The sequence below is a fragment of the Lysinibacillus sp. JK80 genome, from assembly GCF_027557635.1.
Classification (GTDB): domain Bacteria; phylum Bacillota; class Bacilli; order Bacillales_A; family Planococcaceae; genus Lysinibacillus; species Lysinibacillus capsici.
Genome location: NZ_CP058997.1, coordinates 3,559,212 through 3,571,249 on the forward strand (window position 1 = coordinate 3,559,212; position 12,038 = coordinate 3,571,249).

The 12,038-nt window shown below is 37.9% G+C and carries 14 protein-coding genes; 2 read left to right on the forward strand and 12 right to left on the reverse strand.

What is annotated here, in order from left to right; translation table 11 throughout:
• Window positions 1–28: 28 nt before the first annotated feature.
• From HXV90_RS17915 to HXV90_RS17935, 5 genes are all read right to left on the reverse strand, one after another.
• On the reverse strand, window positions 29–178 hold the full coding sequence (locus HXV90_RS17915) for a YezD family protein (protein ID WP_004228347.1): 150 nt from the start codon (window positions 176–178) through the stop codon (window positions 29–31).
• Complete coding sequence (locus tag HXV90_RS17920; protein WP_112116472.1) at window positions 178–918, reverse strand: sirohydrochlorin chelatase; 741 nt, start codon at window positions 916–918, stop codon at window positions 178–180. The genes HXV90_RS17915 and HXV90_RS17920 overlap by 1 nt, the downstream gene beginning before the upstream one ends.
• Before the next feature lie 12 nt (window positions 919–930).
• Window positions 931–1,704, reverse strand: coding sequence for a uroporphyrinogen-III C-methyltransferase (gene cobA / locus HXV90_RS17925; RefSeq protein ID WP_112116474.1), 774 nt, complete (start codon window positions 1,702–1,704; stop codon window positions 931–933).
• A 352-nt stretch (window positions 1,705–2,056) separates the two neighbouring features.
• Window positions 2,057–2,260, reverse strand: coding sequence for a hypothetical protein (locus tag HXV90_RS17930; RefSeq protein ID WP_016991509.1), 204 nt, complete (start codon window positions 2,258–2,260; stop codon window positions 2,057–2,059).
• A 135-nt stretch (window positions 2,261–2,395) separates the two neighbouring features.
• Window positions 2,396–3,904, reverse strand: a complete 1,509-nt coding sequence (locus HXV90_RS17935; RefSeq protein ID WP_048394430.1) for a leucyl aminopeptidase — start codon at window positions 3,902–3,904, stop codon at window positions 2,396–2,398.
• A 123-nt stretch (window positions 3,905–4,027) separates the two neighbouring features.
• Here HXV90_RS17935 and HXV90_RS17940 point away from each other — a divergent pair, with 123 nt between their 5' ends.
• The gene (locus HXV90_RS17940; RefSeq protein ID WP_048394429.1) at window positions 4,028–4,510 is read left to right on the forward strand and encodes a divergent PAP2 family protein; all 483 of its coding nucleotides are present in this window, start codon (window positions 4,028–4,030) and stop codon (window positions 4,508–4,510) included.
• An 89-nt stretch (window positions 4,511–4,599) separates the two neighbouring features.
• Here the strand turns inward: HXV90_RS17940 and HXV90_RS17945 are convergent, their stop codons facing one another.
• The 6 genes from HXV90_RS17945 to HXV90_RS17970 form a co-directional block, all read right to left on the reverse strand.
• On the reverse strand, window positions 4,600–4,929 hold the full coding sequence (locus HXV90_RS17945; protein WP_004228336.1) for a YuiB family protein: 330 nt from the start codon (window positions 4,927–4,929) through the stop codon (window positions 4,600–4,602).
• A 244-nt stretch (window positions 4,930–5,173) separates the two neighbouring features.
• Window positions 5,174–6,967 (reverse strand): carbon starvation CstA family protein, encoded by a 1,794-nt coding sequence (locus HXV90_RS17950; protein WP_237898570.1) that lies wholly within the window; start codon window positions 6,965–6,967, stop codon window positions 5,174–5,176.
• 117 nt (window positions 6,968–7,084) lie between these two features.
• The gene (locus tag HXV90_RS17955) at window positions 7,085–7,828 is read right to left on the reverse strand and encodes a LytR/AlgR family response regulator transcription factor (protein WP_054549438.1); all 744 of its coding nucleotides are present in this window, start codon (window positions 7,826–7,828) and stop codon (window positions 7,085–7,087) included.
• Between the two features lie 6 nt (window positions 7,829–7,834).
• Entirely contained in the window at window positions 7,835–9,586 is a 1,752-nt protein-coding gene (locus tag HXV90_RS17960) for a sensor histidine kinase (RefSeq protein ID WP_257962018.1), read from the reverse strand.
• A 25-nt stretch (window positions 9,587–9,611) separates the two neighbouring features.
• Window positions 9,612–10,109 (reverse strand): NUDIX hydrolase, encoded by a 498-nt coding sequence (locus tag HXV90_RS17965; RefSeq protein WP_036078588.1) that lies wholly within the window; start codon window positions 10,107–10,109, stop codon window positions 9,612–9,614.
• Between the two features lie 321 nt (window positions 10,110–10,430).
• The gene (locus HXV90_RS17970; RefSeq protein WP_269897702.1) at window positions 10,431–10,805 is read right to left on the reverse strand and encodes a HesB/IscA family protein; all 375 of its coding nucleotides are present in this window, start codon (window positions 10,803–10,805) and stop codon (window positions 10,431–10,433) included.
• A 186-nt stretch (window positions 10,806–10,991) separates the two neighbouring features.
• On the opposite strand from HXV90_RS17970, the gene HXV90_RS17975 reads away from it, so the two are divergent.
• Entirely contained in the window at window positions 10,992–11,684 is a 693-nt protein-coding gene (locus tag HXV90_RS17975; protein WP_269897703.1) for a DUF2225 domain-containing protein, read from the forward strand.
• A 50-nt stretch (window positions 11,685–11,734) separates the two neighbouring features.
• On the opposite strand, the gene HXV90_RS17980 is transcribed toward HXV90_RS17975, so the two are convergent.
• A complete protein-coding gene (locus tag HXV90_RS17980) occupies window positions 11,735–11,971 on the reverse strand; it encodes a NifU family protein (protein ID WP_004228295.1) in 237 nt (78 codons plus the stop codon).
• Window positions 11,972–12,038: the final 67 nt, after the last annotated feature.

Here is a 12,038-nt window from a genome sequence, read left to right on the forward strand (position 1 = left end):
GAATCATCTTCATTTCATATTTTTTAATTTATCGAAGCCTTATTTTTTCCTTTTTCTCAATCTGAACCACATAGGAATTTTGAACAATCAATGTAATTGATCCGTGGTTCACAGTATTTAACATTTGGCGGACATTATCTAATGCTAGATTTACATTTTCAGTTCTTTTATCTACCATTACGAAACACCTTCCTCTTTAAAATGTAGTAATTCATCAATACGTTCCACTAATACTTTTTTCACATTGTCGTCATAGCCTAAGCTTTCACATAACATAATGTTTTGACTGTCAAAGCCTTGTAATCGCTTGGCAATACTTTGTCTTAAAATGCCTGTAAATAATAAATAAGGGACAATAAAAACTTGCTGTTGCTTCCCTTTAACTTGCAGTAACCAGTCTTCAAAGGTTGGTCCCATTCCGTATAAGAAGCATGTATCAACGGCTTTATAGTGATATTTAGTACGTAGCCTTTTGGCAATTTTGGCTAAATCCCTCTTGACGGCTGGATCACTACTCCCACGTCCTATGAGTAAAACACTCGCATTGCTGTTAGGTTGCTGTTTTTCTATTATCCTAGCTTGTAATGTGTCAATTAATCGTTCATGAATGCCAAGAGGCTCACCATATGTAAACTTTACATATGGGTATAGTTTTTGAGCTTTTGCCATTTCTTTCGGAATATCATGTTTTGCGTGTTGAGCAGCTAGTAGGAGAATAGGCATTACGGCAATCGCTGTTGCCCCTTTCCGAATACAGCTAGCAATGCCTTCTGCAATGGTTGGTGTTGCCAGCTCTAGAAAGCATATTTCCTGAATAGGTACTGTCACTTCTTGTTGTACACCTTGAAGAAAGTTTACGGCCTGCTCTACACCTTCCTTGACACGACTGCCATGTGCAATATATAAAATAGCCTGCATAATCCCACAACCTTATCCCGTTATTTGGATTGGCTGTGCGGGGTTTTGCTCAAACCAATGAATGGTTTCTCTTAAGGTCACAACCTTCCCTACTAATATGATGCTAGGGTTATGAATATTTTCTGTACGCACAATTTCCTCAATTGTAGCTAAAGTCCCCGTAACAGTTCTTTGCTTAGTAGAAACTGTTCCCCAGTGAATAACAGCCACAGGCGTTTTTTCATCACGGCCAAATTTGAGTAATTGTTGACGGATATACGGAAGATTACCAACACCCATATAAATGGCAATCGTATCAATTCCTTTTGCAAGACTTTCCCAACGGATAGCATCTTCTTTTCCATCCTGCATATGCCCAGTAACCATAGCAAAACTTGAACCTAAGTTACGATGTGTGACAGGAATACCTGCATATGCTGGAGCTGCTATACCTGACGTAATACCAGGCACAATTTCAAAGGGAATTTGATGCTTCGCTAACACATCTGCCTCCTCTGCCCCTCTACCAAAAACAAATGGGTCTCCTCCTTTTAATCTTGTGACAACATATCCTTGTTGGGCATAATCAACAAGCGTTTGGTTGATTTGCTCCTGAATCATGGCATGTTGCTGAGGCAATTTCCCGCAAAAGATTAATTTAGCGTCTTTCTTGGCATAGGCTAATAGCTCTTTATTAATGAGTCTGTCATATAAAATGACATCTGCACATTCAATGCAACGTAATCCTTTAATCGTAAGGAGGTCAACATCTCCAGGACCTGCACCAACAATATAAACTTTCCCCATTTCATCTCACTCCTTCTGTCAATTACGCCTCGTTGTCATGGCATTTCAGATTGATTAAACTTACTAATAAGGGTCCTCGATTTTCTAAACCTGACACTTTGCTTTCGGTACAAAAACCTTTACTAAATTAAGATAAAGAAAAAAGGCTAATATTATCCTTAGACACAAAAATGCCTATGAATAATAAAAGCCTCTAGTTTGCTAGTCAGCCACATATTTAATTCTTAGTAATATAATAAGAATAATAAATAATTTAGTATATTCTGTCAACACTAAATTTGATACTTCGTTAGGCACAATAAAAACCAGTTGTCGATATCAAGATCGACAACTGGCTGATCTAATTATGTGCTTACCATGGTCTACGATATCGCGGACCTGGTCGAAAATATGGACCTGGTGGATACGGTCGATAGTTTGGATAATATGGATTGTAAGGATATTGATTAAATTGAGAGCCAAGGAAACTGCCTAAAAAACCACCAAAAAACGGTGCGCCAAATGGCCAAATAAAGCCTCCAAATCCTCCGCCTGGATAACCTCCGAAATTGCGCATATGCTACCTCCCCTTTTTACTCTATCGTATGAAGGAAGATACATCTATCATATGTAGAATGCCTATTCTATCGGGATTAGTGCATAAATCACAAAAAATCAGCGAGAATAAACTCCCGCTGATTGACATGCTTTATTATTTTTCTTCCCCTAAACGTTGGACAAAATTCGCGAGTGTACGGACCATAACACCAGTACCACCCTTAGGTCCTAAATCATGTACAGCTACTGCATCAGATGTGCCTGCTATATCCAGGTGAATCCATGGTGTATCACCAACAAATTCGCCCACAAAACCGCCTCCGAAAATCATATGACCATCACGACCAGGTGAATTATTTAAATCAGCTACATCTGATTTTCGAATTCGTTTTTTATCATTTTCTGTTAAAGGCATACGCCAAACAAATTCATCGGTCTCTTTTGCAGCTTCCATAAATGCTTCAAAAAATGCATCATCATTTGCAAGAGCACCTGTTTTATCCATACCTAGTGCAGTAATAACGCCTCCAGTTAAAGTAGCAACATCGATCAGTGATGTAGCCCCTTGCTGTTTAGCATATGTAGTTGCATCTGCCAGAACTAAACGCCCTTCTGCATCCGTATTTAATACTTCTACCGTTTTTCCGCTGTACGTCGTAATCACATCATCTGGTTTAAACGCTGTATCAGACACCATATTATCTGTAGAACCGATAACGGCTACAACATTTTTATTTGGACGTAATTCACCGATAATTTTCATCGCACCAAGTACAGCAGCGGCACCGCCCATATCACCTTTCATACCAACCATAGAGTCCTTTGGTTTTAAAGAATAGCCGCCTGTATCATACGTTACACCCTTACCAACAAGGCCAATTGGATCTTCAAAATCTTCAGTCGCTTTATATTTTAAGGTAATTAATCGTGGTTCTTCATAAGAGCCTTGGTTAACACATAATATACCACCCATACCTAGTTCCTCTAATTGTGCTTTATCTAATATCTCTACTTCAAAATCGTATTCCACAGCAAGAGATTGTGCATAGTTAGCTAAATCCGTAGCTGTTAGTAGGTTTGGAGGTAAATTAATTAAGCTACGAGCTTCATTGACAGCATCTGCATAAATCACACCTACCTCAAAGCTTGCCACCACTTCATCTAAATCCTCTGCTGTAGTCACAAGGTGAACAGCATCAATACGTTTATCTACTTCGTTTGAAGTTGTTTTATAATGTGGGACAGCATAATAGCCAAGGCCAATTCCTTCACCTGCTAAAAATGCTACATCTGCTGTTGAAATTGACTCTGTTGTAAATGATTCAAGCCAGATGGAATACTCTTTTACTTTTAAAGATCTTAATTCTTTTCCCACTAAACCAAATGCTGTGCGAATATCACCTTCTGTGAGGTTTTTACGCTCATCTAAACCTACAAATACAATACGTTTCAGGTTAGCATGGTCTTTCACAAATGGTAATTTCGTTAGTTTCTTTAATTCAGTTGAGACGTCTCCTGCACTAATCCATGTATCAAGGGCTTCACCGTAAAAAGATGAAAAGCTTGCCCAGTCCTGCATTTGTTCACGATGTTTTGTGACTCCTACCACTAATAGTTCAGTAGAAATCGTTTCAAATGTTTTTGCTTCTTTTACAATATGCATGTAAATTCCTCCATTCCATATACTATTATAACGAAGTTTCTGAAAAGCGCGTAATATTTGCCTATATCTTCTTTTAGAAAATAATGAATGTTATAATAAAAGCAATTATTTGCGAAGGTTGTGATGAAATTGAGTTTACTCCACAATACCCCATTACTAATTGCCCTCTTTGCGGTTCTCTTTGCACAGTTTGTTAAAATCCCCATTCATTTTTTAATGACCAGACAAGTAAAATGGGGACTTTTTACCTCAACAGGTGGAATGCCTAGTTCTCACTCTGCTTCTGTCACTGGATTGGCAACCTCAATTGCCTATGAGACGGGTTTGGAATCCCCCATTTTTGCGGTAGCCGCAATGTTTTCCATTATCGTGATGTATGATGCTAGTGGTGTTCGTTACCAAGCAGGTCAGCATGCAGCCATTTTAAATCAACTGCGTAAGGATTTCCAAACATTGCTTCATGATTTAAAAAAATGGCCACAGATGGACGGACAAGAAAAAATGGAGGAATTAAAAACATTATTAGGCCATAAACGAAGTGAAGTATTTTTTGGGGCTCTAACGGGTATTTTTATCGCCATCATAGCCTACGAGTTTTTCATCTAACAGACATCAACACATCCTCTAGAGGAGGCTGTGTTTTTTTGTATAAAAAAAGTATTCTTTCTTCAATTGAAGAAAGAATACTAAGCACGTTAGAACATTCGATAGCCACTTTTACGTAAATAAATCATCACGATACCAGCCACAATAGAACCCGCAAAGCCACCTGATAAAATAGCAATATCCACAAACTGAAGTGCCTGTAATTTATCAATTAATGCTGGGAATGCAGAGCCTGGCTTAAAAATATAATCTAAGAAGCTTACTTCATCTACAATAAAGATGACAACAATTGGATACACAATTGCCATTAACCATGTCATCCGTAACAGCATATTTAACAAGAATCCGATACCAAAGAACATGACGAAAAATAACAAAATAGAAATGATTAACTGCACTAATGAAACTGGACCATCCATGTATGTATAACCTCCGTTTTCCTCTCATTAGTTTACATGATTACGACACCGCTTTCAATGAACATATCCTTGTTTTCGCTTGTTCGTCATATTTAGGAAAATCATCAATCGATCATCTATGGTTGATCTTTGAATTTAGGGGTATATGCTTCTTCCGCGGTATTTGCTTCTCCTTCGTCGTAGATGCTTTTTTCACCAAAAAACTATTGAAGACAAATGCTTATCTTCAATAGTTTCTATGATTTTATGAAGTTGATTGAGCTACTAAAAACTTTGGTGATTTCCAAAGCTGTGCCCATTTTTTAAATGCTGTCAGCACAATTAAGAAGCCAAGCATTAACATGATAACAGATAAAATCCCATTTAACATATTAAAGCCTGCAGCGGCTGGATTCCAGTATACATTTTTAATCATCCAATAGCCTGCAACGTTGACCGTAATGTATAAATAAGCCAATGGGATAAAGCATGTCAATGCATAGATGCGTTTATCTGCGACCTTCAATACCATCGTCACTCCACATACTAGACCAATGGCTGCCATTAGCTGATTGGATACACCAAATAATACCCAGATTGAGCTTATATCCCCTGAATACAATAAATAGCCCCACATAAAGCAGGCAAGTGCACTAGCAAAAATTGTACCTGGTACCCAATTGGTACGCTTCAGTGGTTTATAAACATTGCCACCAAAATCTTGTATTAAATAACGAGCTACCCTTGTTCCAGCATCAATGGCTGTAAGAATGAAAACCGCTTCAAACATAATGACAAATTGATAGAAATACGAAGATAACTCTGCGAACCAAGGAATACCTGTAAAGATATCTGTCATACCAACTGCTAGCGTTACAGCACCTCCTGTTCGTCCTTCCAAGTCCATGCCGATACTTTGAGACAATGCTTGTAGATGAACGGGCTCCATTCCTAATGTAGCAAATACAGCTGGTGCTGAGTTAATCGCAAAATAGTCGGCTGGATGAAGAGCAGTAGCTGCGATTAAAGCCATCACACCTACTAGTGACTCTACTAACATAGCACCAAAGCCTACAATACGGATGTCCTCCCAACGATCAATCATCTTAGGTGTTGTTCCTGAGCCTACAAAAGCATGGAAGCCAGAAATGGCACCACAGGCAATTGTAATAGAAACAAACGGCCACACAGGACCGGCAATTACTGGTCCACCACCATGAATAAACTCTGTCAATGGTGGGAATTGAATAGCAGGATTAACAAAGAAAACGCCAATAATTAGTGCAATAAATACCCCAATCTTCATGAAACTACTTAAATAATCACGAGGTGCTAATAAAAGCCACACAGGTAATGCAGCGGCAAAAAAGGCATAGATTGGTAAGATGATAGCTAATGTATCCCGATCAAATGTTAAAAAATCACCGAATGCTGTGCCTTGAATAAGCGGTCCGATAAATACCCCAATCATTAATAAAATAAAGCCTACAGTAGATGTAACAATTAAATTGCCTGTTTTACGATAGGCAATACCCACAAGCATGGCGATTGGTATCGTAATACCTACAGCAAACGTTCCCCATGGATTGCGCTCTAAAGCACCTAACACCACCATCGAGAGACCTGCCATTGTAATCGTAATAATGAATAGCATCGCAAGGCCTGTACAGAAACCTGCGATAGGGCCTAACTCCTCCTTCATCACTTCTGATAGGGATTTACCACCATGACGCATGGAAGCAAATAAAACAACAGCATCATGAACTGCCCCACCAATTACTGCTCCGATTAATAGCCATAGAAGTCCAGGCAAATACCCAAATTGTGCAGCTAGGATTGGTCCAACTAAAGGTCCTGCTGCTGCAATCGCTGCAAAATGATGCCCAAAGGTTACCCACTTATTCGTCGGAACATAGTCTTTACCATCTTCCAAAGCGTGGGCTGGGGTGGGCGTATCATCTTTTATTTTAAGTACCTTCTTTGTAAAGAAAATGCCATACAAACGATAGCTGATCATCAAAATACAAATAGACCCTATCACTATTGTAATCGCATTCATGCAAACACCCCTTTTACTTTTTCCACATCATAGCAAAGGAATGTCCATATTATTCGTAAAATAACTGAAATGTCAGAAATTAAAGTTGAAAGGTAGTAGTTGTCCATTGAAATGCAACTACTTCGATAGGTCAAAAATTTTCCGTACATCCTTCATATATAGCCTACTTACTGGAATGGAATGTCTGTTATGCACAATTAAATTAAATTTAGAACTACTCCAAGGCTCTAATTCCACAATATGCTCTAAATTGACAATATACGCGCGATGGACACGTACAAAGCCTTTTAAGGTAAGTCTTTTTTCTAACGCGGCCAATGATTCAGAAGCAAAAAAACGCCCCTGCTCTGTCACAACAACCGTTTTACTATCCTCAGAGGTACAATACAAAATATCCTGTATTTTCAATAATAAAATTCGATCGTTTACATAAACTGTTAACTTATCGAGCTTGTCCAACTGAGATGCCTTTAACTCCTCCATTGTTTTTGCTTGCGCAGCTCTTTTTTTAGCTAACAGTTTTTCCACAGCTGTTTGTACCCTTTCTGCCTCAAAGGGTTTCAATATATAATCAAATGCATTGACTTCAAATGCCTGCAAAGCATAGTCATCGTAGGCTGTAGCAAAAATAATTTCAGGTCTCTGTGCATTCAGTAATAATTGTTTAGCTAAGTCAAGTCCATTGTTCATGCCTAATTCAATATCTAGAAATATACAATCGACTTCTTCAAGCTGTGACGCTTTGCACAACTCCTCAAGATTTTCAGATTCACCACAAACATTCACTAATGCTGTTTGCTCTAATAAATATCGCAGTTCCGCGCGTGCTAAGGGTTCATCATCCACAATATATACATTCAAATTTTTCTACTCCCATCTAGTCGCCTTTAACGGCAGTTGAATCATAATTTTTGTGCCCACATCTAACGTACTTGTTATATGAAAATCCGCTTCAGAACCATAAATTTCATGGATCCTCTGATAAATATTCCAAAGAGCGGTTCCTGTCCCCTGTTCGGATTGCATTATACGCTTGCCAAGTTGTTTTACCTGCTCCTTCCTCATACCACAGCCGTTATCTTCCGTTAACAGGACCAGCTTATCATTCACACGTTGTACTTTGACATAGATTTTGCCTTCATTACGATTTTTAAAGGCATGATAAATAGCATTCTCGACAAGAGGCTGTAAGGTAAATGGAGGAATTTGCACATCAAAGAGTGTTTCATCCATGATAAATTCAACTTCGTAACGATTTGGAAACCGTGTTTGCTCAATAGATAAATAAGCTTCAACATGATCTATTTCATTTTTCAATGGAATGAGCATTTGCCGTGCGCCCTGCAAATTGCTTCTAAAAAATGTACTAAGCTTGATTAATAATGCTCTTGCCTCATCTGCATCTGTCCGAATCAAGCTTGAAATAGTATTCAGACTATTAAAGAAGAAATGTGGATGAACTTGTGCTTGTAATGCCTTGATTTCAGCATCCTTTAATAATTTACGCTGTTGCTCAATCTCAGCATATTCAAGCTGAGAGGAAAATAGTCTACTCAAACCCTCTGCTAGCTCCTTCTTCACCCCTGTCAAAGAATCCGCTTTAGTGAAATAAAGCTTTAAGCTTCCAACTGTTCGATGCTGTACCTTCAAGGGCAAGACAATGGCAGCACTTAATGGGCAGCTAGTGTGTGGACATTGAATTTCCTTTTGAGATGTAGCCATTAAAATTTTGCCTTCCTCTAATACTCGTTTTGTCAAAGCTGTCATGATTTCTCGATGAATTAAATGATGATCCTCACCAACGCCAACATGTGCTAACACCCCATTTTTATCGGTAATAGCGACCGCATCTACTTTTATTTCTCTTTTAATAATTTCTGCAACCGTTTGGCATGATTCTTCATTCAAGCCCTTACGAAAATGCTCAATTGTTTGTTGGGCAATTGAAAAAGCTTGATGGGTTTGTAATGCCTTTGTTCGCTCCTCTTCATCAATAAACGTTTTAATAATCATGAAAAATAAAAATATCCCAAAGGCATTCATTAAAATCATCGGCATTGCAATTAATGAGACTAACTGCAAGGCCTGCTCAAATGGCTTCGCGACTACTAAAATCACCAGCATTTGAATCGTTTCTGCACAGATGCCGATAATAACTGCTTTCTTATAGGAAAAAGTTTGACGTATTTTAAAGCGTTTACTTAAACCACCTGTAATAAAGCCAGCTAGAATCGTTGAAACACCGCAGGCTATTGCTGTAAAACCACCAAGTGTAATTCGGTGAATACCTGCAATAATTCCTACACATACACCAACAAGTGGTCCACCAAAAATTCCTGCAATGGCGACACCAATTAATCTCGTATTAGCAATGGCCTCCTCCGCATTGATCGTACTATGTATCATCTGATTTAAAGGATGGATTGTCCCACTTTCAATTTTAATCCCTGTATAACTGCTGATAATACATAGGCTACTAAAGATAATAATGAGCCATATTTTCTCTTTCGTTCCTTGCTCCTGAAACAGCTTTTCTCGAAAGAGTCGCCATCTTGACATTAAAAAGGCAAACACAATGATCAGCCCAACTCGCTCTAACATAAATAAAAACAGCTCCATCAAAGGTCACCTCCTAAAAGTCATATTATTTTTTAAAGAATAAACGATAAGAGGTATAACCAAAAATATCACCAGGATTAATCCCTTCTATCGCCTCTAATTGATGTCTTTCAAATTGATTGGAAGCCATTTCCTTTAACATCACAGAGGTTGTTTCATCTTGTGCTAGTTCCTGTGGATACAACCATTTAGCTTCTAAAATTTCTTTTTCTTGAATGGAAACCTGCTGCTGCTCATCTAGCATTCGACAATAAAAAATGGCCATATTATCACTGATGTCATCACGGATGACACCTGTTCTAAATCCAATTAAGCCTGAGACTCTACAATCGATGCCTGTTTCTTCTTTGATTTCACGAATGACCGCCTCATCTACCGTTTCTCCTGCATTAACAAAACCTGCTGGCAATGACCAACGTCCTTTCAATCCGCTATAAGCCTTTTTCACAACTAGCCATTGTCCAAGCTCATTCACCGTAACTCCTGATACACCCAACCATATTTTCCCTCGATCTTTTCTCATAACCTTCACCTCTATCTACCTATTATACCTGCTCACTTTCTATGGAATGAAGCATTTATTCTGAATTTTACAGTTAATCCACAGTGAAAATGCTTCTTTCATTCAACCTCAATGAAAGAAGCTATTATACATTGCCTTGAATTTCACTAAATAAGGTCATAAAAATTTGTTGGAAGTGTCAGATGATTTTTAACATAGTTACTTACAAACGGGAAAATAAAAAGAAAGAAAAAAGCTCCTTTCATTCATCATGTTTTGCAACATCATCAATCAAAGAAGCCTATTATTGTTAGCCCATTATTCGAATGGATTTATTTACTTTTACTCACAAACCTCAGGCGTACCTTCACGCTTTGCTGTTCTGAAAGACGTACCACAGCCACATGATGCAATGGCATTTGGATTATCGATTGTGAAGCCACCGCCCATTAGCGATTGTTTATAGTCAATTTTTGTTCCCATCAAAATCGGCGCATCTTCACGGGAAACAAGAATTGTTAAACCATGCTGAACATCTTCAAAATCATCATCTTTTTTCTCTTTATCAAAATGCATGCCATAGGATAGCCCGCTACAGCCGCCACCATTCACCACTACACGTAAAAAAGAACCTCGTTCTTCATTATGCTCCATCATTTCATTAATATGAAAGCCAGCAGCCTGTGTCACTTCTATAATTTGCTTTGTACTTGTCATCCCAATCACCTTCCTTCTTACGTATTATCATAACAATTTTGACCATTGTATGACAAACATTCAGCTTCAAGTCGATTTTAAGTTATAATTCTCATATTTTTCACATTAATAGTATTTTTTATTCATGTTAATAAAAACATCATTGGTATAATAGTTACAACGAATTCTTGGCAGGGGGTAATATATATGGAGATTTCACCATATTATGAGAAAAAAATTCAATGTTTAAATTGCAAAAAAGAATTTCCAACATTAAAAGTGCGTTCAAAATTTATTAAAGTAGATCATACGAAAACAGATTTTCAACCTATTTATGCAGATGAAGTGAATGCTCTCTATTATAATGTTTTTGTATGTGAACATTGTGGCTTTTCCTTTACAGAAGACTTTACAAAATATTTTGCACCGGGTATCCAAGATGATATACGTACACAAATTACAGAAAAATGGGTGCATCATGATTTCAAGGGTGAACGTACCGTATTTCAAGCGATTCAAGCCTATAAGTTAGCGTTTCTTTGTGGCACGATTAAAAAAGAAAAAAATGTAGCGATTGCTGGACTAACTCTACGTCTTGCATGGCTTTATCGTTCCTTAAACAATAGTGGACAAGAAGAGCGCTTTATGAAATTAGCACGTGATTATTATATGGAATCTTATTCTACCGAGGACTACAGCTCTACACAAATGTCAGCTGTCCGAATTATGTATATGATTGCTGAATTATCTAGACGTATTGGAGATATTGAAAATGCGACACGCTTCTTTTCTAGAGTCATTGAAAAACAAAGTGTCGGTGGTGAGGCAAAAATTATAGATATGGCGAAAGAACAGTGGGCCATTATTCGTGAAGAAAAAGAACATGCGCGTCATAAATAGGTAAATAAAAAAGTTCTAGCTTGCAAACAGCTAGAACTTTTTAAAAAGGCTTAGAATACTTGCTCTACTTCCACGATACCTGGTACTTCTTCTAATAATGCTCGTTCAATACCAGCTTTTAATGTAATCGTAGAACTTGGGCAACTGCCACAAGCACCTAATAAACGTAATTTCACAACGCCATCCTCAACATCTACTAATTCACAGTCTCCACCGTCACGTAGTAAGAATGGACGTAATTTATCTAATACCTCTTGAACTTGGTCGTTAATTGTTGCTTCTGCCATTTATCTCGACTCCTTTCCTTATAATGATTATAATGTTAGCAACAGAAAAAATCCAATATTGAATCAC

Bases quoted from the DNA above. Each gene is read 5' to 3' on its own strand.
- HXV90_RS17945 (WP_004228336.1), bottom strand. From the start codon at position 4,929: ATGGATGGTCCAGTTTCATTAGTGCAGTTAATCATTTCTATTTTGTTA.
- HXV90_RS17930 (WP_016991509.1), bottom strand. From the start codon at position 2,260: ATGCGCAATTTCGGAGGTTATCCAGGCGGAGGATTTGGAGGCTTTATT.
- HXV90_RS17980 (WP_004228295.1), bottom strand. From the start codon at position 11,971: ATGGCAGAAGCAACAATTAACGACCAAGTTCAAGAGGTATTAGATAAA.
- cobA (WP_112116474.1), bottom strand. From the start codon at position 1,704: ATGGGGAAAGTTTATATTGTTGGTGCAGGTCCTGGAGATGTTGACCTC.
- HXV90_RS17965 (WP_036078588.1), bottom strand. From the start codon at position 10,109: ATGAGAAAAGATCGAGGGAAAATATGGTTGGGTGTATCAGGAGTTACG.
- HXV90_RS17940 (WP_048394429.1), top strand. From the start codon at position 4,028: ATGAAATTGAGTTTACTCCACAATACCCCATTACTAATTGCCCTCTTT.
- HXV90_RS17970 (WP_269897702.1), bottom strand. From the start codon at position 10,805: ATGACAAGTACAAAGCAAATTATAGAAGTGACACAGGCTGCTGGCTTT.
- HXV90_RS17950 (WP_237898570.1), bottom strand. From the start codon at position 6,967: ATGAATGCGATTACAATAGTGATAGGGTCTATTTGTATTTTGATGATC.
- HXV90_RS17920 (WP_112116472.1), bottom strand. From the start codon at position 918: ATGCAGGCTATTTTATATATTGCACATGGCAGTCGTGTCAAGGAAGGT.
- HXV90_RS17975 (WP_269897703.1), top strand. From the start codon at position 10,992: ATGGAGATTTCACCATATTATGAGAAAAAAATTCAATGTTTAAATTGC.
- HXV90_RS17915 (WP_004228347.1), bottom strand. From the start codon at position 178: ATGGTAGATAAAAGAACTGAAAATGTAAATCTAGCATTAGATAATGTC.
- HXV90_RS17935 (WP_048394430.1), bottom strand. From the start codon at position 3,904: ATGCATATTGTAAAAGAAGCAAAAACATTTGAAACGATTTCTACTGAA.
- HXV90_RS17960 (WP_257962018.1), bottom strand. From the start codon at position 9,586: ATGGAGCTGTTTTTATTTATGTTAGAGCGAGTTGGGCTGATCATTGTG.